Raw genomic sequence first — 25,450 nt, forward strand, 5'->3', positions numbered from 1 at the left:
TAAACTCTCTTAATCTTTTGCTTGAGTATCATCTTTTTGCTCGACTTCGTCATTTTTTTCCGTGTTGGTAGCAGTATCATTGTCTTCTCTATTGCCACATCCCGTTAATGCAATAAATAGAAGTGTAGCTGAAAGTAACATCCATATTTTTTTCATGATTTTCGATTCCTCCTAGGTTTGGCTGATGTATTAGCATTGTACATAAACATTTATTTTATTCATTTCATATTCAAAAGTATTACTGATTACCCTTGTAGCATTGAATGTTTAAACCGATTATTTGCTGTGTTGACTAGTTATTTTAAAACCCAACTATTTCAATGATTGCTATTTTTATGATAGAACAATCCATCTTTAAAGACAGTTGAGTCAATTTTATAATTCGTTAAGCAGTCTGGAATTACAATATTCTAAAATCTGATATTGTGTCGATACCCTTTTGGGGAGGACGCTCTCAGCGGGGGCACACCTGAACACAATTTTTTGACTATAATCGCCGCCTTCCGTTCCAATCAAATGACCGAGATTTTTAAGAAATTCAAAGCAATACACTTCAACTATTCGTGTATCATTTATCACAAGCATTTATGAAATTGACTCAGTTATGAGAATAATTAAAATTCTTTTTAAATTTTTCACAAAAAGTATTGTGTTGTAATACAATGTAAGATATAGTAACTGTTATATAACAACTAAGGGGCGATAAAGTGATTGAACGTAACGATTTAAAAATTGCCAATGAATTTTATCGGTTTGTTGAAGACGAAGCTTTACCAGGCAGTAATGTTTCCAATGAGGATTTCTGGAAGGGGTTCAGTCAACTAATTGTAGATATGGTTCCAAAAAACAGAGACCTGTTAAGGCAAAGAAATCTGCTTCAAGAAAAGATTGATCAGTGGCATGAGCATAATGACTGGTCAGAAAATCGAGTGGAATATGAAGTGTTTTTAAGAGACATTGGGTACTGGGAACCAACTGAGGAGCCGTTTAACATTACAACTTCAAATGTTGATGATGAAGTTGCCATTCAAGCAGGACCTCAGCTAGTCGTGCCAGTTAATAATGCTCGTTATGCACTTAATGCAGCTAATGCCCGATGGGGAAGTTTATATGATGCACTTTATGGAACTGATGTAATCGAAGAACAACATGGTGCTGAAAGAGGAACTACTTACAATCCACTAAGAGGCAAGAAAGTTGTTGATTATGCCCGTCATTTTTTAGATCAAATTGCACCATTAGAAAATGGCTCACACGCTACTTCAACACAATATCGAATTGAACAAAATCAACTTGTCGTTGTTCAAGGAACGAATCAAACCGTTTTAAGTACTACATCAAAATTTATCGGATTCACTGGAGACCCATCTTCGCCAACTGCGATTCTCCTTCAAAACAATGGGTTGCATGTAGAAATCCAATTTGATCGACAACATCCAATTGGCATGACTGATCAAGCAGGAATAAAAGACTTACTAATTGAGTCGGCTATATCGACAATTATGGATTGTGAGGATTCAGTAACTGCGGTTGATGCAGAAGACAAAGTAATCGTCTATCAAAATTGGCTTGGTTTGATGAACGGAACTCTACAGGCAACATTTAAAAAAGGTCAACGTGAAGTCGTGCGAACATTAAACACGGATAGAAAGTATCAAACGGTAAGTGGAGGAGAACTGACATTACGTGGTCGTTCGCTGTTGCTTGTACGCAATGTGGGTCACTTAATGACATCGAATATGATACTAGATCAGCAGAATCAAGAAGTACCAGAAGGAATCATAGATACAGTCATGACGAGTTTACTTGCAAAGCATGACCTCTTAGGAAAAGGCGATATACGCAACTCTGAAAAGGGTTCTGTGTATATTGTGAAACCCAAAATGCATGGATCAGCTGAAGTAGCATTTGCCAATGAACTGTTTAATCGAGTGGAAGATTTACTTGGGCTAGAACGCTATACGTTAAAAATTGGGGTTATGGATGAAGAGCGAAGAACTTCTCTTAATCTTGAAAACTGTATCCGTGAAGTAAAAAACCGAATTGTTTTTATTAATACAGGCTTTTTGGATCGAACGGGTGACGAAATTCATACCTCAATGCTAGCGGGTCCTGTCATTCGGAAAAATGAAATGAAAGATTCAAAATGGCTACAAGCTTATGAAAAATCAAATGTTGATACAGGATTAAATTGTGGTCTACCAGGTCGTGCCCAAATTGGTAAAGGGATGTGGGCAATGCCTGATCGTATGAAGGATATGATGGAGCAAAAAGTGGGCCATTTGAAAGCTGGAGGAAATACAGCATGGGTACCATCCCCAACGGCAGCAACTTTGCATGCTCTGCATTATCATCAAGTGTCAGTAACAGCAGTTCAAGAAATCTTGAAGCAGGAGACTCTAGACAGAAATGCGGACATCTTAACATTACCAATATCCACTGAAAAATGGTCTGCAAATGATATCCAACGAGAGCTCGACAATAATGCACAAGGGTTACTAGGATATGTGGTTCGGTGGGTTGAGCATGGTATAGGTTGTTCAAAAGTGCCTGATATTCATAATGTAGGGTTAATGGAAGATCGGGCTACGTTGCGGATTTCAAGCCAGCATATGACAAATTGGCTTCACCACGGGATTTGCACAGACAATCAACTACTGGAAACGTTAAAGAAAATGGCCAAAGTCGTGGATGAACAAAACAGTGAAGATCCATTATATCAACCTATGTCTTCAGATTTTGATCGCTCGATTGCTTTCCAAGCAGCTTGTGAACTTATTTTTCAAGGTAAAAACCAACCAAATGGTTACACTGAGCCTATTTTACATCGTCGTCGTCAAGAGTTTAAGAATCGCTTGTATGCAAAAAATTAGACCATGGCTTTTGTAAGAAGTTGTTGTTTAACATCAATTTGCGCTAGCAACTCGTTCCATATGAGCCAACAAGTATGAAAACTACATTCTTGTTGGTGTCGAGCATCAACAGCATTCTATAACGTGGCTTAATAAAAAAAAACAAAAAAATGGAGGGATTTACATGCAGGAGAAAAAAAGAGAATTCAATTCAAAAGATGATTCACAAGGAGTGTTTTTCAATTCGAAGAGTGACATAAGACTACTGAATACATGTCTAACATGCGGGCAAGATTTTACTAGTTTCAAAGAGTGCATTCAGTGTTGTGCAGATATCGATTAAATTTTTTTGGTCTATCTGTTATATAACAGGAGTATAATGTGTATGTGTATTAATACAATAAAATTAAAGGGGAGATTGAAAAAATGGGAAATCGCAAACAGCAAGCTGAAGCATTAACGAAAAGTTGGAGTGAGGATCGTTGGAATGGTGTAGAACGACCGTATACAGCTGAAGAGGTTATCAAATTAAGAGGTTCAATCGTAGTTGAACAAACACTGGCTACTTTAGGTGCTAACAGACTATGGGTTCTTGTGAATACAGAAGACTATGTAAATGCACTTGGCGCACTGACTGGAAATCAAGCGATGCAACAAGTAAAAGCGGGATTAAAAGCCATTTACTTGAGTGGTTGGCAAGTAGCTGCAGATGCCAATCTTTCAGGGCATATGTATCCAGACCAAAGCTTATATCCAAGCAATAGCGTACCACAAGTGGTGAAACGAATTAATCAAACATTGCAACGTGCTGATCAAATTCAGCAAGCGGAGGGTAAGGGCGATACATATTGGTATGCCCCCATTGTAGCGGATATGGAAGCTGGGTTTGGTGGAACACTGAATGTATTTGAATTAACTAAAGCGATGATTGAAGCGGGAGCAGGTGGAGTGCATTTAGAAGACCAACTTTCCTCTGAAAAGAAATGTGGTCACCTAGGAGGCAAAGTATTACTTCCTACTCAAACTGCCATCCGCAATCTGATTGCTGCAAGATTAGCAGCTGACGTAATGGGTGTACCAACCGTAATTATTGCGCGTACAGATGCAAATGCAGCTAATCTAATTACGAGCGATGTGGATCCATATGATCATTCATTTATTACAGGGCAACGCACGCCAGAAGGTTTCTATCATACGAATGACGGCATCGATCAAGCTATCTCTCGAGGTTTAGCTTATGCACCTTATGCCGACTTGATTTGGTGTGAAACGTCTGAACCGAATATTGATGAAGCTAGAAAATTTGCTGAAGCCATTCATGCGAAATTCCCTGGCAAACTGCTTGCATATAACTGCTCACCTTCATTCAATTGGAAAAAGAAACTGGATGAAGAAACAATTGCAAGCTTCCAACAAGAGCTTGGGAAGATGGGCTACAAATTCCAATTCGTTACACTTGCTGGCTTCCATGTATTGAATTACGGGATGTTCGAACTTGCGAAAGGCTATAAAGAACGTGGCATGGCAGCCTATTCTGAGTTACAAGAAGCGGAGTTCGCAGCTGAACAAGATGGCTATACAGCCACCCGACATCAGCGTGAGGTCGGAACTGGTTACTTCGATGAAGTTTCACTCGTTATTTCAGGTGGAACATCGTCTACAACAGCCTTGTCTGGATCAACGGAAGCGGAACAGTTTCAACAAGTGGAAGTAGCAGCAACAGAAGCTAAATGAAAGCTAAATTAGACTATGACAAAACCCAGTGGCACTTAGCCACTGGGTTTGTTTTCGAATTATAATATTTTATCCAGAAAGTCTTTTGCTCGAGCCGTTTTAGGGTTACTAAAGAATTCAGCTGGTTTGCCTTCTTCTAGTAAAACGCCATGATCGAGAAATAGGATGCGGTCTGCAACTTCACGTGCAAAGCCCATTTCGTGTGTTACCACGACCATTGTCATCCCTGACTTTGCAAGGTCTTTCATAACGTCCAATACTTCTTTTACCATTTCGGGATCTAAGGCAGACGTTGGTTCATCAAAAAGCATAAGCTCTGGTTCCATCGCAAGAGCACGAGCAATCGCGACACGTTGCTTTTGGCCTCCAGAAAGGCTATTTGGAAAGGCCGTTTCTTTCTCCGATAAACCTACTCTTTTTAGCAATTCGCGAGCTTTTTCCACGGCAACTTGTTTATTGACGCCTTTAGCTTTCATGGGTGCATATGTTAGGTTTTCAATAACCGTTAAATGAGGGAACAAGTGAAAATGCTGAAACACCATGCCAATGCGTTGACGCATTTTGTTTACAGGTGTTTTTGAATCGGTTAAGTCCTGATTATCAATCACAATCTTTCCAGACGTCGGAGTTTCCAACATATTTATGCAGCGAAGAAATGTAGATTTTCCTGAGCCTGAAGGACCAATGATAGAAACGACTTCTCCCTTTGCAATTACTGTAGAAATATTACATAACACTTCGTTTTTGCCGAATTTCTTGGTGAGATGTTCAACTTTGATCACTAACCTTCAACCTCCTTTCAAGCACTTTTCCAATCGTTGAAAGACCGAAAACCATTACCCAGTAAATCAAACCGACGAAAAGCAATGGTTCGAAATTCCGATAAATATCCGCACCGACCACTTGTGCACGACGCATTAAATCTAACACGGAGATGGTAGAAACAAGTGCCGATTCTTTTGTTAGTGTAATGACTTCATTCATAAGTGCTGGGAGAATATTTTTCAAAGCTTGCGGTAAAATGATGTCTTTCATCATTTGTCTATAAGGAACACCTAATGCCATGGCAGCTTCCGTTTGTCCTTTATCCACAGCTTGAATTCCAGCGCGAATAATTTCAGAAATGTATGCTGCTGAATTCAAACCAAAAGCGAGAACCGCTGATAAGAATGGTGAAATATCATAGCCGGTCAGCTGAGGGATGGCAAAGTAGAATGTCATTAACTGAAGAATTAATGGCGTTCCGCGAAAAATGGAAGTATAAGCAATAGCAAACCAATTTAATATCTTTATATTACCGATTTTAAACAGGGCCAAAACAGTTCCTAAAATAAATCCAACGATTAATGCAACTCCAACAAATTTTAACGTAACCCAAATTCCTTCTAACATAAAAGGAATATAAGGCGTGATTTGACCAAAGTCTAAATTCAAACCTTACACCTCATTTCATTTTTATATTCACAGTCATTCATTCGAAAAACGTGTGACTTCCTATTCTTCCGATAACCACTTGTCTTTTAGTTCTTGAAGTTTTCCACTTTCTTCTGCTTTTTTCAGGACAGCATTTACTTCTTCTACCAAATCACTGCCTTTAGGGAAAGCGATCCCCATTCCTGGTGAGCTAGAAGTCGGATCATCAAACCCGGCAAGATCTTGTTCAGCCATATATCCTTGTGCTACAGCTTTATCCATATAGGCAGCATCAATGCGGTTAGACAATAACTCTTGGATTAAAACGTTCGCGTTATCAACAGCTTTAATTTCAAAATCAACTGTATCTGCTTTGATTTTTTTCGCACCGTCTTCTTGAATTGTACCAAGCTGAACCCCAAGCGTTGTGCCTTCTAAGTCTTCAATAGTTTGAAGTTTTGAATCTTTTAATGTAATGAACATTTCCCCAGAGTGGTTATATTCAGTTGAGAAGTCGACGTTTTCTTTACGTTTATCGGTAGCGGACATTCCGGAAAGAACCATATCAACACGATCATTTTGCAATGCGCCAATCAACCCATCAAACTTCATGTCTTGAATTTTAAGTTCATATCCTAACTCATCGGCAATGTAGTTAGCTAAGTCAATATCAAAGCCTTCAAATTCGCCAGCCGTGTCCCTTGATTCAAATGGAGGAAAATCTGCTGAAGTTGCCATTTCTAACACTTTTTTATCCTCAGTGTCTGCTGTTTCTTTATCTGTGTTTTTCGCTGAATCATCTCCACATGCAGCAAGTAACATTGTTCCTAAAGCAAGTGAACCAATTAAATTCCATTTTTTCATAATGTATAATTCCTCCTATATGTGTATGTTTATGCGTTAAAATGAGTGTATCATGATATTTATAAGCTGTGAAGCATTTTTATACAAAAATATAAAAGTTTTATTTTTCTGAATTGTTTTGTGTTTTTGTACATATAAAGTAGTTTATAGAGGTGAAGGAGGGGGATTACTATTTACATTACTTTTTGTTTAGCAAGAGGAATTGCATGTTTATGCGATTATTTATGTATACTTATAAGATCTAAGCAATTTTATATTATTTTTAAACCCGTGGGGGTATAATGTTGGAAGGGAAATATTCCGCGATTTGATTAGTGTTGAGACTTAAAACAAAAATAGTAAACTACAGGAGTTGGCAGAGTATATGAAAAAGTTATTGGGATTGCTAGTGATCGCCATGTTGGTACTGACTGCATGCGGATCAGAAGAAAGTTACGAAACAATAGATATAGATGATGTACAAACGAAAATGGATGAAGGATATAAGGTTCTTGATGTACGTGAGCCTTCTGAATTTGAAGCGGGACATATTCCAGGAGCAGCTAACAAGCCCTTGTCTGATTTACAACAAGGAAACTTCGAAGGATTGAATACCGACGAGAAATACATTGTCATTTGTCAGAGTGGAAACCGTTCGAAACAAGCTAGTGACATTTTATTTGAAGAAAAACACACTATAGTCAATGTATCTCAAGGTATGTCTTCATGGACAGGAGAAATTGAATAAAGCATTTTCCGATTTACAGTTTAACCCTTTTCCTTTTTAGAAAATGTGAACAGCACGGAACCGTAACCATGAGCATATACATGAGAAGGAGTGCAATTCATGTATAGGGAGGAAAGAGAAGGTTGAAACAATCAGGTTGTCCACCTCTTTTAGGCGAACGGTTTCCCAGTGTAGAGGTTGATACTACATTAGGGAAAAAGAAGTTACCAGATGATTACGCCGGGAAATGGGTTGTGTTATTTTCACATCCAGGCGATTTCACACCGGTTTGCACAACCGAGTTTATTGCGTTTCAAAATAAAATAGAAGAATTTAAAGGGCTGAACACAGAGTTGATTGGGTTATCACTCGATGATGTCTTTGCTCATATGAAATGGATAGAATGGATTAGGGATCATTTCAATGTATCAATCACATTTCCCATTATTGCTGATCAACTTGGAAAAGTTGCCCTACAATTAGGCATGGTTTCACCTGAACTGGGATCTTCAACAGTCAGGACAGTATTCATATTAAATCCGAACGGCGTTATTGCATTAACGCTAAATTATCCTCCATCTGTTGGTAGAAATATCGATGAAATCCTGAGGGTTTTGAGTGCCCTCCAAGTTAGTGTGAAAAACAGTGTAGCAACGCCAGTAAACTGGCCGAATAATGAATATTTAGGTGATCAAGTCATCATTCCACCACCAAGAGATGTCATGGCAGCACAAAAACGTATGGAAGAAGCGGAACAAGGCGATGTGCAATGCTTAGACTGGTGGTTTTGTTATAAATCATTGGAGAAATAGCTCATCACGCAAAAAGCAGCATACTAGTAGAAGAAAATTCTACTCACAATGCTGCTTTTTACTGCGTTCATTTAGGAGGTAAATGGGTGAAGCGGAATAAACAGCAAATGAAGCGGAATAAATCAAGCTTGAAGCCGAATAAAACTAGTATCAAAGCATAGATTGATTTGATAAAACAGTTTCTGTCCATTCATTTGATGTTTTCGTCCATTCAGTCGGTCTTTCTGTCCATTCATTTTACATTCTGACCATTTAAAAGAGTTTCTGTTCATTTAAGTGTTGTTTTCGTCCATTCGCCTGGAGACGGACATTTTTTCTTCTCCAAAAATACAGACCGCTATTTAGCGTGGGATGAACTACTGATATAACAAGATAAGCATACATATACTTTACAAAGAGACAAGCTAAAGGAGGTTTTGGAAAGAAGGTAATAACGTTTGAGTTACATAGAATTTCCGAATAATTGTAGAGGGTGATCGTCGTCTTTAATATAGAAAAGGCACTTCTATTTATGATTGTATTTAGGCTTATTGGGGGGAGTATTGAGGTTACAGCAGCAATGTTGATGCTGAAGTTTAACGATTTAGAAAAAGCTTTTTATATTAACACCCTATTGGCCTTAGTGGGTCCTTTTATATTAATTGCAACAACTGGAATCGGAATGATAGGTCTTGCTGAAAAAATCTCATTAACAAGAATGATTTGTCTCTTTAGTGGTATCGTGCTCATTCTCATTAGTATGAGAGTGAATTGAGTCATGGGAAACTTTCCTATATATAAAATAAGGGCCACTTCAGTTGAAAAACCTGAATGGTCCTTATTTTTATACATGTAATATACAGCCCTGATGTTATTCGCTTGTCGCAAATTGGATGACTTTTTGTCCGTCGATGATGACGTAAGAAACAGTGATTTTTGTTCCTTCTACTAATTCATCAAAGAAAGGTTTTGCTACATCAGCTAATCTCATGGCTTCAGGTTCATTTTGTTCATTTGTGACTTCAATCGAGTTTAGATCTTGTCGTCCTACATAGGTAACAGTAGTTTCCTCTACTTTTAATTTACCGTTTGTTGTGGCTGAATCACTCTTTGCTGCTCCGTCCCATGTCACTTCCGTTGATGCCTTCCAATCCTCTGCTTCATTGGCAGTTGACCACGCCTCAAGCGTATAAGTTCCTGCTGGCAATTTAGCTAGTCCTTCTGTGGCGTCAAATTTCATTTCTAAGACTTCACCTGGTTTAAGTGTTTTTTCCTGCAACATTTGTGTATACATTTTGTTGTCTGAATCCTTGTAAACGCCCGTTCCTGTTGAGTCAATTAAGTGATAATCAAAAAACATGGAGCTATTCATCGTCAAGGTGACATTTTCTGCTTTGTCATTTTTAAGTTGAAATACATATTGGTGATTTCCATCTGTTACTTCTTCCGTAAGACTTGGAACGATAGAGCCAGCTACAATTCCACTGTTTTCATTGCCAGAGCCTGTGTTGGTATCTTCTTTTTCATTTGTGTCTGCCGCTGTTCCGCAACCTGCTAAAGCGATGGCGATAACTGTTGTCGATAGTACTTTCATCATCTTTTTCATCTGTAGACCACCCTTCATTTACCAAATTAGACTGTTCAATGTGTTGAAGAGTTACACTTTATGATTTAATAAATTATAGAGAGTGTTGCTGGAATTGCATCTTCAGTCGTATCTCATGTAAACCAAGTGAGTACTTTTTGAAAGTATGTCTGTTGAAGTTTGGTCCGTCGCTATTCTATAGTAGGTATATGGTGTAACAAATATCGAATAGAGGTGAAATGTCGATGTATCGAAAATCGCAGTATGTTGTTCAGGAAGGGAAGCTGATTTTAGCAACTTTGCGTAATTATAATGTGAATGATTTTGAAGGCTTGATTGAGATACAAAGGGAAAGTTTCCCGCCACCTTTTCCTTCCGAATTGTGGTGGAATCGGGAACAGCTGATGAGTCATGTAGAGCTATTTCCGCAAGGGGCGATTTGTGTGGAAATAGATGGCAAACTTGTGGGGTCGATCACAAGTTTACTGGTCGATTTTGATCCAGAAAACCCGCAGCATACATGGGAAGAAGTGACAGATTCAGGATATATTCGCACGCATCTGCGGGATGGTAAGACTTTGTATATTGTAGATGTTAGTGTAAAGCCTGCATTTAGAAAGTTGGATCTCGGGAAGCTTTTGATTCAGTCGATGTATGAGCGAGTTATTGAGGATAAATTGGATCGTGTGCTAGGAGGTGGGCGAATGTCTGGATATCATCGACATGCAGACGTGCATTCGCCAGAAAGTTATGTGGAGGCAGTCGTAGCAGGAGAGTTGCGAGATCCGGTCATTTCATTTTTACTCCGTTGCGGTCGGACACCAGTTGCGATTGTAGCCGATTATTTGGATGATGAAGAGTCTTTGAATTACGGGTTGTTAATGGAATGGAAAAATCCTTTTAAAGAGTGAGTACAGTAACAAAAAGGACCTTCCCGCTGAGGAAAGGTCCTTTTGGCTATGTGGTCTTCAACGAAATCAAGGCTTCATGAATCATTTGAAGTTTCGTTTCGACGCGGTGCATTAAATAGAATGACACGAAAATCGGAAACCCTACTTCTTGGATTACTGTCAGCCACTCGTTCATAAGTGGTCCCTCCTTTCCAAAAATGGCTGCACACAATGTAACTTGTGGCAGCCATTTTTCTTTTTATAATTCAGTTACGGTACGTTCAACAACACGAGCTTGGTAAGCGGAGACAAGATTCGCACCGTCTACGAAGAAAGCGTTGCTTGCGAGTAATGCCTGCATACCGCTGTCTACTTCAGCACCAGTCAAGTCTGCACGAGGCTCGTCCACAGAAATCGTGTACTTCTTGCCTTCTGCTGTATCAAACAGCATTTCTAATACTTTTGCCATTGGTCATTTCCCCCTTTCTAATTAGTTTTGGATGTCGCCTGTTTCAATCTTTTCAGCAGCAAGTATTGGTCGTGAAGAGAATCCAGACAAAATACTTACTACATCGCCCAACTGATCACTAGTTGCGCTTTGTTTCACATTTCGGTACGTTGAGGATTTCTTGATCACCTTGCCATCAAGTGTATAACCTGCCTCAAACGTCAAACGAACCACAGCTTGTTTAAAGTCGATGATTGCCATGTTTACCACCTCCTTTCAATGCTTATATAGAAAGGGGGTGTGGGAAAGTGGACACTCTTAGGGAACATATTACAGAGTTTTGAAAATAGTGAGGAATAATCCATGGCATTGAGATAAGATTATTAAAATCGCATTTGTATATTTATGGATTTAAAGGTAATTCCTCAGCTGCGATTTAACAGTTTCAATATCAGAATCTATGAAGAACTAAAGTGATAAAGCAAGAGTAGGGCCTTTAAAGGAGGCGAATATGATCAAGAAGAAAATTTTTTGGATTTCGGGGATTACATTAAGTGTACTAGCCATCTGCTTAGTAAGTGGATGGGTATTGGTTAAACAGAATAAAGATACATTGTTAAGTATTTATTTTGATACCGATCAAGAAAAAAACATGGGTTTCTTCACAGTGCATTATCAAAAGGGTGATGAAGCACTTGTGAAAAGATTGGAAGACTCGTGGCCTGAGATAGCAGCCCAGCAAGAACGTTGGTTTAATCAAGCTGAATTGGAATTGGCTAAAGCGGATTTAGATATTTACTTGTCTAATGAAATAAAGGAAGTAGACACTTCATCTGATGAGGGGAGTCTCTATTTAAAGATGTCTGAAATGATACACCTTAATAAAAATTATACGAATTCACAATTGGAGAATCTTTTTAGTCACGAAATGGCCCATTTTTATTTCGTGAAATACATAGAGGATCTCAAGGTAGACGTAGATGATATTCCTAATTGGGTTCATGAGGGGGTAGCGATGTCTTTTGCACAACGAGTATTTCCTGAGCACATTGAGCAAATAGCTGAAGTACAACCATTGATGGAGTTGGAAGTAATGGAAACTGAAGATGGTCACAAAGGCTACACGGAGGATAATTATCTCCAAATGTTATATGCAATAGAATACTTAATTTATAAACATGATGAAAATATCATCACAGATCTCGTATCAGAGACGAAAAAAGAAAAAGGTTTCACATCTGCATTTACCAAATTAACTTCACTAGATTTAGATACATACCATGAAATATTCGAGACTAATATGGAGGATATTAGTGGGTTTGAGAATCTGATGCTGGTAGATGAAGCAGAAGCGGAAAAACAAATGCTTTTATATATGGAAGAGAGAGGTGAATATTTTAACGAAGCTTCCCTTTTATATACGTATTTAGGGAATATGTATGTGAATCAAGAAAGATATTCAGAAGCCTTGGAAATATTAGAAAGACAACTCTTATATCATTTCGATCCCACAATGTATAAACATTTATCAGAAGTTGCCTTCCACGTCGATAAAGAAAAATCACTGGCCTATGCCAAAGAAGCTGTAGAGTCGGCAAGGAGAAATGAATGGAATGTAGAAGCATTCGAACAGTTTTTAAAGGAACAAGAAGCACTCCTTCAAAATAATTAAATTTGAATGTGACATTACACATCAAAATATAGATGTTTATGAAGGTTGCAACCTGGATTGAATGCCTTATGGCAACGAGAACAAACGGATTTGCAAGACAGATATTCATCAATGGTCAATTCATGTCCGCAAGAACCACACAAAACTGCCTTTTGATGGAATTGATCCTTTGGCCAAACTTGTGCAGAGTTGCAACCTGATTCTTCATGACAAGAGAAACAAGGATAATATGTATCGCAACAATAAAACTTGATGGCGATACGATCGATTTCACTATGATAGTGTAAGCAACGAGTTTCTTGGTCGATATCGTTTCCTTTAACTAGGTGTCCGTGAATGAGCATGGGTAATCTCCTTTACAAAGCTGTTGATGTCATTTAACCATAATTTGAACAAAGTGTCACACCACCTAAAAAGGGTTTTCAGAAGTCAAAGGCGAAAAGTCAGACGTGAACCGCTATTTTTCAGACGTCGATGCCCAAAAGTCAGACGTGAACGCTAAAAAGTCAGACTAAGATTCGATTCACTGACAGAAACGCCCACAGAGCATAGCGAGTGGGGCAAGTATTGAATGAAAGTGATTTAGAAACTTTATAATAGGGCTGCCAAAGAGTTGGTAGCCGTTTCTGTTAGCATAGGAGGAACTTTAATATGATTTTCAGACGTCAAAGGCGAAAAGTCAGACGTGAACCGCTATTTTTCAGACGTCGATGCCCAAAAGTCAGACGTGAACGCTAAAAAGTCAGACTGAGATTCGATTCACTGACAGAAACACCCACAGAGCATAGCGAGTGGGGCAAGTATTGAATGAAAGTGATTTAGAAACTTTATAATAGGGCTGCCGGAGAGACTGGCAGCCGTTTCTGTTAGCATAGGAGGAACTTTAATAGGGTTTTCAGACGTCCAAGGCGAAAAGTCAGACGTGAACCGCTATTTTTCAGACGTCGATGCCGAAAAGTCAGACGTGAACGCTAAAAAGTCAGACTGAGCATTCGCTCATACTGAAGAAATCTGTGCACCTGTCCGCAACGAGCAGGAAAAGACAGGATTCAGTGTCGAATTAGAAGTAAAGTAGGTTTACGAGGTGAAGAAATGAGTTGGATGGATTCATTACAACGGTCGATTGATTTTTTGGAGAATCATTTGGAATCCGCGTTTAAAATGGAGGATGCAGCAGCAGAAGCCAATGTATCCGTATTTCATTTTCAACGGATTTTCATGGTTCTGACGGATATGAGTGTGATGGAGTACGTGCGTCGCCGTCGGTTGACACTGGCTGCGCAGGAACTCGCTTTGACAGATGTCCGAGTAATCGATATAGCATTTAAATACGGCTATGAGACACCGGAATCTTTTGCGAAGGCTTTCAAGCGACAGCATGGGATGTCCCCTTCTGAAGCACGATCTTCGAACAAAGGGTTCACTTCCTACAATCGTTTAGTCATCTCTGTACAATTGAAAGGGGCATTACCGATGAAGGTGCGAATTGAAGAAAAAGAGGCTTTTCCGATTATTGGTGTGAAAAGAGAGTTCTCATGTGAGAACGGAGAAAATACACGCGAGATTCCAAAGATGTGGCAAGAGGTTCATCAAAACGGAGTGAATGATCAATTAACCTCGTTGAATAATGGCGTAGTGAAAGGGATGCTAGGGGTCTGTCGCATGATAGATACAGCAACAAGCACCATGGAGTATTGGATTGCTGCGGCTTATGAAGGAAACGAGATACCTGAACGTTATGAACGTTTGGAGATTCCCGCAGCGACTTATGCTGTATTTGAAGTAGTGGGACCGATGCCGCATGCGATTCAATCGATGTGGGAGAAAATCTATAGCGAATGGTTCCCATCGAGTTCTTATCGCCCTAGCGGGTCGGCTGAAATGGAAGTATATTCGAATGATGATGCTGGAAAGTCCGATTATTATTCAGAGATTTGGATACCTGTCATAAATAAGTAGAAGGCAAACTGTGACAAATCATTGAAGGCAATGTGAATAATAGCTACTAAACTCGACTGTTTGACTGTACTCATACCTGTAGGCTCTCTATAATGAAAAGTGTAGAAAGCAGGAGGGGTTATAATGTCTGAAAAACCACTTAAGCGGTTTCGATTTATGGGATTATTGGAAGGAAGCTCGCTATTAATCTTGTTATTCCTGGCGATGCCTTTAAAATATTTCTTTGGAATGCCAGAAGCAGTCAGTGTTGTTGGTTCGATTCATGGGTTCCTATTTGTCAGTTACTGCCTAATGATTGCATATATGACTTTTATCGTAAAATGGCCGTTTGTCTATAGCGTGATAGCTGTTATTGTTGCTTTTATTCCATTTGGTAATATCATTTTTGATCGAAAACTTGATAAGTTAGAAACAGTGTAAACACCTTAGGAATTGAATTCCTATAGGTGTTTTTTTGCATTTAACAGCAGGACACAAAGCAGATCATTATTGAAGTTTTCATGCCTACGGTAATTGATATTCAAACTTGATACTTGAAATGTATATATATTAACCTCCTCTCAATGTTGAATACCGAGGTTTTTTTGTGCCTTCAATAGTTTGTTGATTATTCCGAATACTAATTGACCATATATGTCACGTCGTGATATAGTCATGGTGTGACATAGTAAATAATTAAGCGGTGATACAGATGAAAATCGAAAAAATATTAAAATTATATATTCCAATGACGGAGACGGCATTTTATATTCTCTTGTCATTAACCATACCCCGCCATGGTTACGGCATTATTAAACATGTAGAAGAATTAACGATGGGACGGCTAGTACTTGGATCGGGAACAATTTACGGTACATTAACGAAAATGCAGCGTGATGAAATCATAACGGTCTATGCAGATGAAAAGAGAAAAACAATTTATGAGATTACAGATGTAGGAAAAGAGTTAATGCGCCATGAAGTAAACAGATTAAAAGAATTGCATGCAAGTGCCTTATTGTATGAGGGGGAATTCAAATGACGACCAAGAAGTGGAGACCGTTATGGAGTTACGATACCGAGAAGACAGAGCCTTGGCTTTCGAAACTCTCATTGCAAGGGAATCGGTTAATTAACGTCAATCGCTTTACTCGAATATTTACATTTGAACAAGGTCCAGCTGAGGAAGTTCAATTTCAAGTTGTTTTTGATAAATCCAGAACTCCCTTATCTAAAGTTATAAAGGAATCAAACTGGCAAGATGTATTCTCTACAGGCAATTGGAGATTCTTGAAGAACGACAGTAAAGGAATCTCCATATATCCTTCACGTGAAGGACTTCTGAAAAGGAATCGGGTTCACTTCTATATTCTGGCTGGGTTAGCAATGTTTTGTGTAATGCCATTCCTTTCGATGTTTCTTTTAATCTGGGCATTACTAACAGATATTAATTCTGTTGAACCAAGTCCTTACTGGTGGATTGCGACCGTATATTTCATGTCGGTAATATCCATCCTAGTACTTACTATTTTCATTACAATTAAGTTAAAGGCGTTTGAACGGAAATACTTCAATTCAGCTGTAAATGAGAATAAAACTTTAGGTAAGACATTTACGAAGTGGAAAGTTGGCTGGATGTATGCGCCGGATTTATTGGAAAAATGGTTGTCTGAAATGGCTGCTGAAGGAAGCCATTTGATCCGAGTCGGGAAATCTGGTACCAATTTCATATTTGAAAAAGGAACACCAAGTCATGTTTCCTTTGTTTGCGATTATCAAATCAAAACAACACCGTCTTATGCTGATATTCATAAAAGCGCAGGATGGCAACTGAAATTCACTTCACCGTATTCGTTGACCAAGCACTCTTTATGGTCTCAAGAGTATGCGGAGGGAGAAGAAATCCCAAGATTTACATATGACGTTGCAGAGCAGAATGCGCAAGTTCGAAAAGTTTTATTAGCTAGTACGGGAGTTATTTTATATACGTTTGCAATTGTAGTCTTCTATCTTTGGATGAGTAGTTCGTTCGAACAAGAAGGCGGTTGGAATATGTTCAATACATTTATCGAGTGGGCACTGGTTATCTCGCTACTGTCTCCATTAATGATCCTGATCAAAACCATAAAATATGCCTTGCGAATGAGAGCAACGAATTAATACAATAAAGCCATTCCTATTTTTGTTTAAAAATAGGAATGGCTTTTTCACATGACCATATTCCTTCTTCCAAGGGAGTTATCATGTATACTTATACTTATTTTGGAAATTTCATTTAGCTTCATATAATAGTAAAATATAAGTAAGATATCTATTGAAATACAAGACCGGATGAATACGAGAGGAGCTTATTATGAAATTATTTCACACTGCCGATTGGCATTTAGGAAAGCTTGTTCAGGGTGTTTCGATGACAGACGAACAGCGATTTGTGTTGCAACAATTTACTAAGGCGATTGCTGAGGAAAAACCAGATGCAGTTATTATTGCAGGGGATTTATATGACCGAGCGGTGCCACCGACTGACGCAGTAAATTTGTTGGATGAGGTACTTGAAACAATCGTCTTGAAATTAAAAACACCAGTCATCGCAGTTTCTGGTAATCATGATAGCCCTGGTCGTTTGAATTTTGGTAGCCGCATAATGAAATCGAATGGTCTTTATATTACGGGTCAACTGAAAAAGGATATGGAACCAGTTGTGATTCAAGATGAGTTTGGGGAAGTTCATTTCCATTTAGTGCCTTACGCTGATCCGTCTCAAGTTCGTCATGAATTAGAAGATGAAGAAATTCGTACGCATGATGATGCAATGAAGAACATAGTTGCACACATTGAGTCTTCTATGGATTCATCGAAAAGACATGTGTTGGTAGGACATGCTTTTGTGACACCTCACGGAGAAGAAGAGGAGAATACGAGTGATTCGGAACGGCCGCTCGCAATTGGTGGAGCTGAGTATGTAAGTGCTTCACATTTTAAAAACTTTCACTACACGGCACTTGGGCATTTGCATCAAGCACATTATGTTTTGAATGAGACCGTTCGCTATTCGGGCTCTCCCTTAAAATACTCAATTTCAGAAGAACATCATCAAAAAGGATTCCATATCGTTAAAATGGACGAGCTAGGAAACGTCACTGTAGAAAAACGTTTACTGACATCTAATCGAGATATTCGAACGATTGAAGGGAAAATGGAAGACATTTTACTTCAAGAGATGAATCACGATTTTGTGTTTGTGAAACTGCTAGATGAAACGCCGATTTTATTTCCAATGGAAAAGATACGTTCTGTTTATCCAAATGCGATGCATGTAGAACGTAAACTAGTGTCTGCTAAGAAGGACAATGAAGAAAGCACGGTTGGATCACGCCGTAAAATGGACGACTTAGCGTTATTTAACGCCTTCTACGAAGAAGTAAAAGGGGTACAGGCATCTGAGGAAACAGAGGGCATTTTTAAAGAAGTACTTCAAGAGTTTTTACTTGAGCAACAGGAAATCACAAGCCCTTATAAGAAAGAAGGGCTGAAAATATGAGACCCATCACCTTAAAGATGACCGCTTTTGGCCCTTATAAATATACAGAAGTAATTGATTTTAACGAGCTACAGGGAAACCAGTTATTTGTTATATCAGGTAGCACTGGAGCTGGAAAAACAACCATTTTTGACGGGATTTGTTTTGCCTTATATGGATCAGCAAGTGGTTCAGATCGTAGTGAATCACGAATCATGCGCAGTGACTTTGCAGAAGACAATGTCCATACAGCTGTAGAACTAGAATTCGAAATTCATAATAGGACGTATCGAATCCTTCGTCAAATGGGGCATGTGAAAAAAGGGAATAAAGGATCAACCGGCGAAAAATATGAGTTTTATGAAAAGCTAATAGACCGTGAAGTTCCGTGTGTTGAACGACAAATTGTCTCGGAAATTAATGTGAAAGTGGAAGAAATTATTGGATTAACACAAAATCAGTTCATCCAAATTGTCATGCTTCCACAAGGTGAATTTCGAAAACTGCTAACGTCTGAGACAGAAAACAAAGAAGATATATTGCGGAAAATTTTTAAAACAGAGCCATATAAAATGATTAGTGAGCGTCTTAAGAAAAAGAGAACACTTTCTGAAGAAGAACTGAAAATTGAGCAGCGTACGACTAATAGTTACATTCAGAATATCGGTGCATCGTTTCCACAAAGGGAATCCACCATATTTGAGGTGCTTACTCAAGATCATTACAATATTCACCAAGTCATTTCGGGGTTGGAAGAAGAAGCTTCCTACTATGAAGAGAAAATTCGCCAAGATCACTCTAAATACGAAGAGGCTTACCAGAAACACACAAGCAAGTCGGCTGAATTTCATCAATCCAAGAGCTTAAATGAACAATTTGATGAATGGGAAGCAAAGGAACTGAAACTGGCTACTTTGACGGAGCAGTTGCCTTTATTTGAAGGCAAAGAGAAGCAACTTGAAAAAGCAGAGCGTGCAAGTGTAATCGAAGGAATCGAACGACACTACAGAGAACTTCAAAAAGAAGTTCTTGAAAAGCAGCAGCTTTGGAATGGAGCAGTTACTTCAGAGGCTAAAGCGAAGATAAAGTTGGAGCAAGTCAACCTTCAATATAATGAAGAAGAGAACAAGCAGGAAATTCGTGAAAAACTAAGCGAGTCGCTCGTACGTTTGAATGATTTCTTGCCAATTGTAAAGGATATGACTTCGAGAGAGTCGGAGTTAAAAGTATTAGAACGTGAAGTGGTCAAGTTAACTGCAAACGTTCAGGCCATCGAGCAACAAGTAATCGCTAAAAATGTATCTGCTAATTTGTTAAAGCAGGATATGGATAGGCTCGATCTTCAATTGATTCCTTTTGATGATAAATTGCAACGATTAAGCGAGTTAAATGAACAATGCAGGGTGTTAAATGAGTTTCTTGCAATTCATCAATCGATGCAAGCGCTAGAAGCTGAAACACTTGAGAAACAAGTGCAATTTAATGCGGTGAAAACAGAATATATGACGCTTGAAAATGAGTGGTTTACGAATCAAGCCCGCGTCTTGGCAGCCCATTTACATGATGGAGAAGCTTGTCCCGTATGTGGTAGTAAGCAACATCCAAATAAGAATGAGCAAGATCAGACAGTTGCTCCTTCAAAAGAACAGTTAGAACAAGCTAAATCGACTTTGGATCGAGTGGACAATGACTATCGAAATGCATTAGCAAAACAAAACGCTTTGATGGGGCAACTCTCGAGTAAAAGTTTAGAGGTCGCTAGATTTGGTGTTGATATAGAGCAGGTTGGTGAAACTTATAATAAATTGGAGCAATCTCGACTTAATCTAGATGTTGAAGTCGCTCAAATGCGAAAAGGTAAAGATCAACTTCGTAAAATAAAGCAACAACACCAAGAGCAAACACTTATGGTGCAAGAACTAGATGCAAAAAAAGTAGAGATAGCAACAACTCATCAAGAAGCGCAATCCACTTATGAAAAAAACAAAGCGATCTATGAAGACAAGTTACAATCGATTCCGACAGAAGTACGCGTTTTATCGCAATTAGAGCAACAAATTCGCGAGACAAATGAACGTAAAGCAAAACTAGAGAATGCTTGGAGAGTGGTACAACAGCAACTTCAAGAAGCTAGGGAACAACATTCTTCTTCGATGTTGACCATAGTGCACACGGAACATGCTTTTCAAGAAACAAAGGCTAAACAAGATAAAGCGGATGTCGCATTTAGAACGGCACTCAAGTCCTCGGCTTTTGAGTCTGAAGAAATGTACCAACAAGCGAAGTTAAGAGATTCAGAGAGACATTCATTAAAAGAGCAAATTATGGAGTTTAAACAAGCTCGACATACACTGATTGAACAAGTAGCTGACTTGGCAGTGAAACTTGCAAACAAAACGAAAGTGGATTTAAACGATTTGCACAACGAACTGGCCACTTTAAAGCTTATATATGAAAAGGCTTTACAGGAAGTCAATCAATCAAATGATTACAAAAAAGCTGCTAGTAATCTAGTTACTAACATAATGGACTCTAGTAAAAAAGCCATTGTGAAAGAACAACAGTTCAATCAAATAACCAACTTATATGATGTGATTAGAGGACAGAATAGCTTGAAGATATCATTTGAGCGATACTTGCAGATTGAATACCTCGAGCAAATTATTGTATCGGCGAATGAACGATTAAAGAACTTATCGAATGGACAGTTCCATTTAATTCGAAGTGAACGTCAAGAATCAAGAGGGAAACAGAGTGGATTAGGATTAGATGTCTATGATGCTTATACCGGTCAAACACGCGATGTCAAAACACTTTCTGGTGGAGAGAAATTTAATGCTTCATTGTGCCTGGCACTAGGTATGGCGGATGTCATTCAAAGCTTCCAAGGCAATGTATCCATAGATACCATGTTTATTGATGAAGGCTTTGGATCATTGGACGAGGAGTCGTTGAATAAATCCATTGATACACTAATTGATCTACAAAAATCAGGTCGTATGATTGGTGTCATTTCTCATGTTCAAGAATTAAAAACAGCCATTCCTGCTATTTTAGAAGTGACAAAGTCAAAAGAAGGCTATAGCGAAACTCGATTTGTTATTAAATAATTTACCTTTGTAAAAAAATATCAGTAAGCCAACTCCTTTAGGGGAGGGCTTACTGATATTTACTAGGTAAGTACAGTTTCTAATGAATTATTTTTCATAGCTTTTTTAGAATTATACATTTCAATGTCTGCGGCATTGATTAACGTTTCAAGTGTTTCTCCATTTTTAGGGTAAACAGCAATGCCAACAGAAGCTTTAATGGTAGTAGATTCAATAAACTGAACTTTTTTAAATTCGTTATGTAGACCTGCTATATAGGTAGTTTTAAAATTTTCTGTAATGTTTGGAACTATCAGTAGAAATTCATCTCCACCCCAACGGGCTACCAAATCATGTTTTGAAGCATGTTGCTTTAAAAGTGCTGCAAATTCAACTAATAATTGATCACCTTTGTCATGTCCATATGTATCGTTATATCCTTTGAAGTTATTAATATCAATCATCACAATACCAATTCGACCATTTTCCTTCTTAACTTTATTTTCTAGCCTTAGAAAATGTTCTTTAACTATTCTTCGATTATACGTATTGGTTAACGGATCAATTTCAGAATAGAATTTTGCGAGATCATATTGTTTTCCAGCCCACCACGGGATGAGTAAAAAGAGGGGTGCTAAAATCAAGTAATTAAATTGATTAGGGAAATCGAAATATTTCTGATAATAATAGCGAAGAATATTAAACAAGATGACAATTCCAAGTGCATAAAATCTACCTTTGTATTGCATGAAACCACCCCTATTCTCATGGTTTGAAGATTGAAGTACTTTAGTTTCTAGGATACATATGAAGAGAAGTTTATTAAAAATTAACGGCTTGGCCTTCCTTATCACTGTTAGATGGTAGTTAAATAATAATAGATATAAATAGCATACTATAGTGTTACTTTTGACTCAAGAATGTGTATACATATAAATTTCAAGAGGGGGCTAACTGATGAATTTTACACCATTTCCGACGATTGAAACTGAGCATTTACTATTAAGAAGAATTACTCTTGATGATACTAATGATATGTTTGAAATGAGAAAAGACCCCAGTATGTATGAATATTTAGATACTAAAGTAGACAAAAATCCCGGTGAAACAAAAGCGTACATCAGTAAAATGAACCATGGAATCGACGAAGAGAAATGGATTATTTGGGCAATTGAACATATACAATCAAATAAAGTAATTGGCACTATTTGTATTTGGAATCTTAATGAGGAAGAGGAAAGCGGAGAATTAGGCTATGGGATAATTCCCGATTATCAAGGCCAGGGCCTAATGAAAGAATCATTAGTAAGTGTTATCGAATATGGCTTTGAAGTGATGAAGCTAAAAGTGCTAGAAGCCTACACAGAAGAGAACAATGAAAAATCGATCAACCTATTGGAGACATGTGAGTTTGTTGAGGTCAATAGAGTTGATGAAGCTGGAGATTCTACTAACAGAGTATACCGAATGGTAGTATTTCGATTATTGGCCGAATAAGTTACGTCAAACGAAAAAGGAACTAGCCTAAAAGTTACGATATATGACTAAGGGCAGTTCCCTTTTTATATGAGTAGAGGCAGATTTCCGTTTCAACGCACTTCCATGTTTCGAAGCTAGCGAAGCGATGCAGCTCACTTCCATGTTTCGAAGCTAGCAAAGCGATGCAGAAACAGAAACAGACGGACGCTTTCTGCGGGCATGTCCTCATACTCCCCGACGAGCAAAAAAGATCTGTTCCTGCAGTTACTCGTCGGCGCTTACCACTCCAACCATTATCATCATGTTCAAATGTAAGTGCAGATATAGGGCTCATTTTTCTCCACAGATTTTATATTCGGGGCTTGTTAGACGTCCACTTTTTGCATGCAATTTCATTTTGTATGATTGATGTAATCATACAAAATTCTAGCTTAACGACTGCCACCATCACTAACTATTGATGGTGGCTAATTGTAATTATTGGAAAAAGTGATTTAGCCATGAGGAATTATAGTCGGTAATAATTACCACCATTTCTAGTTGAGTAAGCATGCTATACTCGAAAAATGTTAGGACATTCATTTGATAGAGAATGTTATGAATATTTGTAGATGTCAATTTTTATAAAAAGAATTACATATTGCAAACGCTTACCTACATAATTTTTATGCGTTACATAGTAGACCTTGCCAAAAAGTTTGTCGGATTTTGTACCAAGTGAAAGAAAAATATACAAATCAATCACAAGGAGATGAAATACCATTAAAAAGTTTACAAAAATTTTGGTTCTATCATTTACTTTCGCCCTTTCTTTTTCAGGCGTCGCAGGAGCAACATATCCAGTACATAAAGGTGATACATTGAACGGCATTGCCTACAAATATAGAATGGGCTATCAAGATTTGCGATCATTAAACCCGCAAATCGGAAACCCTAATCAACTCTATATTGGACAATCTATTGTTGTAAGAACTCCAGACAAAGCATCAAATCTTGTAGATTATGCCAAGGTTCTTAAGTCACAAACGAAATATGTGTACGGGGCTGATTATAGCCTTGCACCGTACAAGGCAGATTGTAGTAGTTGGACAAAGCATATTTATGCGAAATTTGGCGTTCAACTACCTAGGACTAGCAGGGAGCAGGCACACGTTGGAACTTCGATTTCATTTAGCAATATGAAAAAAGGGGATTTAATGTTCTTTGCGAACAACGGTATAACTATTTCACATGTTGGTATTTATATGGGCAATGGACAATGGATTAGCAATCTAAACACGGCAAATAGTGTACAGACTTTTTCTATCTGGGGATCATGGACACAACAAAAATTCATGTGGGCACAGAGAGTATTATAATATTCATCCTTTCGTTATAAAAACTAGCACAACTAGTTTATGTAATATGTTACCATTAGGGCAATTGGAAGATTGCTTACAAGTAACGATAAATTGGATGAAGAGAGATGATAATAATGACCCAAGGGTGGAAACTAAAAGAAGGAACAGCTAGCTATCACCATGTTTCTGAAGATCAGTTGTGGTCTATTATCATGAAAACTCTTTCATCCCAGTCAATAAAAACGACTTCTTATAAGTTCGCTTTGTTAAGAGCAATTTTGGAAAATCTGTATAAGACGAATGAAGTACTAGAAGTGAGCTTCGGTCAACTAGCAGAATCCTTTGCCAAGCTGTATTGGAATCTAGTCATTCGAAATGGGTATTCACAAGGGCATCAAGCACAAATTGAAAAAGAATTAAAGGATTTTCAATTAGAATTTCTGATACCAAGTGGCGTGTCATTTGATTTGCTTCAAGAAATACGGCAGCACGAATTGATAAAACGCATTGAGAGTAAAGTGATTGCAAAGTATGTAGTCGGTGCTTTATTTTCTGATACAGAAGGTCTGGTTTACGGGTTTTCAAAAAAACAGCGCAAACTTACTATCACAGCATCATGCTATGAATTTTTATTGAAATACCAAACGAATATTTTCAAATTAATTAACTATGAGTTAGCAAAGTTTCTTCAGAAAAAGAACCCTGACTTAACTCAAGGGATTCTTCTAGAAGAAATTGAAAACATAACACAACGTGAATCGCTGCAGCAATTTCAGAAAATGATTGTGGCTCATTCAGGAAGCACATGTTTTTATACGGATAGACCATTACAAGTCGCAAAACGAGCAATTGCAGTGGATCATTTTGTTCCCTGGAGTTTCGTCCATAGTGACGAGTTATGGAATTTCGTCCTCACATCTTCTGCACTCAATTCCAGCAAAGGTAGTAAATTGCCAGCTGAGCGTTATCTCAATAAATTGGATGAACGAAACCAATTGTTTAAGAAAACAGGTGACGTGTATGTTAAACAATACATGGAGACTTACGACTTCTATCAGTTTGTGAAGTTGTATGAGTATGCCGAGTTGAATGGTTTTGAGAAGGGCTGGGCCCCTTGAACAATGGAAAC

At 38.2% G+C, this 25,450-nt stretch carries 26 protein-coding genes; 16 read left to right on the top strand and 10 right to left on the bottom strand.

Going from position 1 to position 25,450, the window contains the following annotated elements; all coding sequences use genetic code 11:
* Positions 1-9 precede the first annotated feature (9 nt).
* Positions 10-156, bottom strand: coding sequence for a hypothetical protein (locus ACFPYN_RS15390; RefSeq protein WP_377735377.1), 147 nt, complete (start codon positions 154-156; stop codon positions 10-12).
* A gap of 551 nt (positions 157-707) precedes the next feature.
* On the opposite strand from ACFPYN_RS15390, the gene ACFPYN_RS15395 reads away from it, so the two are divergent.
* Both ACFPYN_RS15395 and aceA read left to right on the top strand, forming a co-directional pair.
* Complete coding sequence (locus tag ACFPYN_RS15395) at positions 708-2,873, top strand: malate synthase G (protein WP_377735378.1); 2,166 nt, start codon at positions 708-710, stop codon at positions 2,871-2,873.
* A 405-nt stretch (positions 2,874-3,278) separates the two neighbouring features.
* Complete coding sequence (aceA, locus tag ACFPYN_RS15400) at positions 3,279-4,586, top strand: isocitrate lyase (protein WP_377735379.1); 1,308 nt, start codon at positions 3,279-3,281, stop codon at positions 4,584-4,586.
* Positions 4,587-4,645: 59 nt separating this feature from the next.
* On the opposite strand, the gene ACFPYN_RS15405 is transcribed toward aceA, so the two are convergent.
* The 3 genes from ACFPYN_RS15405 to ACFPYN_RS15415 are packed head-to-tail and all read right to left on the bottom strand — an operon-like array spanning position 4,646 to position 6,863.
* Positions 4,646-5,368, bottom strand: a complete 723-nt coding sequence (locus ACFPYN_RS15405; RefSeq protein WP_377735380.1) for an amino acid ABC transporter ATP-binding protein — start codon at positions 5,366-5,368, stop codon at positions 4,646-4,648.
* Positions 5,355-6,020 carry an amino acid ABC transporter permease gene (locus tag ACFPYN_RS15410; protein WP_377735381.1) on the bottom strand — a complete coding sequence of 222 codons (666 nt, stop codon included), beginning with the start codon at positions 6,018-6,020 and terminating at the stop codon, positions 5,355-5,357. Before ACFPYN_RS15410 ends, ACFPYN_RS15405 begins: the two co-directional genes overlap by 14 nt.
* Positions 6,021-6,080: 60 nt before the next feature.
* A complete protein-coding gene (locus ACFPYN_RS15415) occupies positions 6,081-6,863 on the bottom strand; it encodes a transporter substrate-binding domain-containing protein (RefSeq protein WP_377735383.1) in 783 nt (260 codons plus the stop codon).
* 364 nt (positions 6,864-7,227) lie between these two features.
* On the opposite strand from ACFPYN_RS15415, the gene ACFPYN_RS15420 reads away from it, so the two are divergent.
* From ACFPYN_RS15420 to ACFPYN_RS15430, 3 genes are all read left to right on the top strand, one after another.
* Positions 7,228-7,590 (top strand): rhodanese-like domain-containing protein, encoded by a 363-nt coding sequence (locus ACFPYN_RS15420; RefSeq protein WP_377735384.1) that lies wholly within the window; start codon positions 7,228-7,230, stop codon positions 7,588-7,590.
* A 122-nt stretch (positions 7,591-7,712) separates the two neighbouring features.
* Positions 7,713-8,381, top strand: coding sequence for a peroxiredoxin (locus tag ACFPYN_RS15425; RefSeq protein ID WP_377735385.1), 669 nt, complete (start codon positions 7,713-7,715; stop codon positions 8,379-8,381).
* A 475-nt stretch (positions 8,382-8,856) separates the two neighbouring features.
* Positions 8,857-9,135: a YqhV family protein gene (locus ACFPYN_RS15430; protein ID WP_377735864.1), complete on the top strand. Its 279-nt coding sequence runs from the start codon at positions 8,857-8,859 to the stop codon at positions 9,133-9,135.
* 96 nt (positions 9,136-9,231) lie between these two features.
* On the opposite strand, the gene ACFPYN_RS15435 is transcribed toward ACFPYN_RS15430, so the two are convergent.
* A complete protein-coding gene (locus tag ACFPYN_RS15435; RefSeq protein WP_377735387.1) occupies positions 9,232-9,966 on the bottom strand; it encodes a BsuPI-related putative proteinase inhibitor in 735 nt (244 codons plus the stop codon).
* 224 nt (positions 9,967-10,190) lie between these two features.
* On the opposite strand from ACFPYN_RS15435, the gene ACFPYN_RS15440 reads away from it, so the two are divergent.
* Positions 10,191-10,856 (top strand): GNAT family N-acetyltransferase, encoded by a 666-nt coding sequence (locus tag ACFPYN_RS15440; RefSeq protein WP_377735389.1) that lies wholly within the window; start codon positions 10,191-10,193, stop codon positions 10,854-10,856.
* 46 nt (positions 10,857-10,902) lie between these two features.
* On the opposite strand, the gene ACFPYN_RS15445 is transcribed toward ACFPYN_RS15440, so the two are convergent.
* The 3 genes from ACFPYN_RS15445 to ACFPYN_RS15455 all read right to left on the bottom strand — a co-directional run bounded on the left by ACFPYN_RS15445 (position 10,903) and on the right by ACFPYN_RS15455 (position 11,544).
* The gene (locus tag ACFPYN_RS15445; RefSeq protein ID WP_081697192.1) at positions 10,903-11,031 is read right to left on the bottom strand and encodes a YvrJ family protein; all 129 of its coding nucleotides are present in this window, start codon (positions 11,029-11,031) and stop codon (positions 10,903-10,905) included.
* A 63-nt stretch (positions 11,032-11,094) separates the two neighbouring features.
* Positions 11,095-11,304: a DUF2922 domain-containing protein gene (locus tag ACFPYN_RS15450; protein WP_377735390.1), complete on the bottom strand. Its 210-nt coding sequence runs from the start codon at positions 11,302-11,304 to the stop codon at positions 11,095-11,097.
* Positions 11,305-11,325: 21 nt separating this feature from the next.
* Positions 11,326-11,544 carry a DUF1659 domain-containing protein gene (locus ACFPYN_RS15455; protein WP_377735391.1) on the bottom strand — a complete coding sequence of 73 codons (219 nt, stop codon included), beginning with the start codon at positions 11,542-11,544 and terminating at the stop codon, positions 11,326-11,328.
* A 250-nt stretch (positions 11,545-11,794) separates the two neighbouring features.
* Between ACFPYN_RS15455 and ACFPYN_RS15460 the strand changes: the two genes are divergently transcribed.
* On the top strand, positions 11,795-12,955 hold the full coding sequence (locus ACFPYN_RS15460; protein ID WP_377735392.1) for a DUF2268 domain-containing putative Zn-dependent protease: 1,161 nt from the start codon (positions 11,795-11,797) through the stop codon (positions 12,953-12,955).
* A 14-nt stretch (positions 12,956-12,969) separates the two neighbouring features.
* Here the strand turns inward: ACFPYN_RS15460 and ACFPYN_RS15465 are convergent, their stop codons facing one another.
* A complete protein-coding gene (locus ACFPYN_RS15465; RefSeq protein ID WP_377735393.1) occupies positions 12,970-13,299 on the bottom strand; it encodes a CHY zinc finger protein in 330 nt (109 codons plus the stop codon).
* Between the two features lie 748 nt (positions 13,300-14,047).
* On the opposite strand from ACFPYN_RS15465, the gene ACFPYN_RS15470 reads away from it, so the two are divergent.
* The 6 genes from ACFPYN_RS15470 to ACFPYN_RS15495 all read left to right on the top strand — a co-directional run bounded on the left by ACFPYN_RS15470 (position 14,048) and on the right by ACFPYN_RS15495 (position 21,523).
* The gene (locus ACFPYN_RS15470; protein WP_377735394.1) at positions 14,048-14,914 is read left to right on the top strand and encodes an AraC family transcriptional regulator; all 867 of its coding nucleotides are present in this window, start codon (positions 14,048-14,050) and stop codon (positions 14,912-14,914) included.
* 123 nt (positions 14,915-15,037) lie between these two features.
* The gene (locus ACFPYN_RS15475) at positions 15,038-15,334 is read left to right on the top strand and encodes a DUF3817 domain-containing protein (protein WP_377735395.1); all 297 of its coding nucleotides are present in this window, start codon (positions 15,038-15,040) and stop codon (positions 15,332-15,334) included.
* A gap of 271 nt (positions 15,335-15,605) precedes the next feature.
* Entirely contained in the window at positions 15,606-15,935 is a 330-nt protein-coding gene (locus tag ACFPYN_RS15480) for a PadR family transcriptional regulator (RefSeq protein WP_377735396.1), read from the top strand.
* Complete coding sequence (locus tag ACFPYN_RS15485) at positions 15,932-17,053, top strand: DUF2812 domain-containing protein (protein ID WP_377735397.1); 1,122 nt, start codon at positions 15,932-15,934, stop codon at positions 17,051-17,053. The genes ACFPYN_RS15480 and ACFPYN_RS15485 overlap by 4 nt, the downstream gene beginning before the upstream one ends.
* Positions 17,054-17,246: 193 nt before the next feature.
* Positions 17,247-18,434: an exonuclease SbcCD subunit D gene (locus ACFPYN_RS15490; RefSeq protein WP_377735398.1), complete on the top strand. Its 1,188-nt coding sequence runs from the start codon at positions 17,247-17,249 to the stop codon at positions 18,432-18,434.
* On the top strand, positions 18,431-21,523 hold the full coding sequence (locus ACFPYN_RS15495) for an AAA family ATPase (protein ID WP_377735400.1): 3,093 nt from the start codon (positions 18,431-18,433) through the stop codon (positions 21,521-21,523). The genes ACFPYN_RS15490 and ACFPYN_RS15495 overlap by 4 nt, the downstream gene beginning before the upstream one ends.
* A gap of 62 nt (positions 21,524-21,585) precedes the next feature.
* On the opposite strand, the gene ACFPYN_RS15500 is transcribed toward ACFPYN_RS15495, so the two are convergent.
* Positions 21,586-22,251, bottom strand: a complete 666-nt coding sequence (locus tag ACFPYN_RS15500) for a GGDEF domain-containing protein (RefSeq protein WP_377735401.1) — start codon at positions 22,249-22,251, stop codon at positions 21,586-21,588.
* Between the two features lie 208 nt (positions 22,252-22,459).
* On the opposite strand from ACFPYN_RS15500, the gene ACFPYN_RS15505 reads away from it, so the two are divergent.
* The 3 genes from ACFPYN_RS15505 (at position 22,460) to ACFPYN_RS15515 (ending at position 25,439) form a co-directional block, all read left to right on the top strand.
* A complete protein-coding gene (locus ACFPYN_RS15505; RefSeq protein ID WP_377735402.1) occupies positions 22,460-22,999 on the top strand; it encodes a GNAT family N-acetyltransferase in 540 nt (179 codons plus the stop codon).
* 842 nt (positions 23,000-23,841) lie between these two features.
* A complete protein-coding gene (locus tag ACFPYN_RS15510) occupies positions 23,842-24,339 on the top strand; it encodes an NlpC/P60 family protein (RefSeq protein WP_449295461.1) in 498 nt (165 codons plus the stop codon).
* A gap of 107 nt (positions 24,340-24,446) precedes the next feature.
* On the top strand, positions 24,447-25,439 hold the full coding sequence (locus tag ACFPYN_RS15515) for an HNH endonuclease domain-containing protein (RefSeq protein ID WP_377735404.1): 993 nt from the start codon (positions 24,447-24,449) through the stop codon (positions 25,437-25,439).
* The last annotated feature ends 11 nt before the right edge of the window (positions 25,440-25,450 follow it).

The organism is Paenisporosarcina macmurdoensis, assembly GCF_042658845.1.
GTDB classification, from domain to species: Bacteria; Bacillota; Bacilli; order Bacillales_A; family Planococcaceae; genus Paenisporosarcina; species Paenisporosarcina macmurdoensis.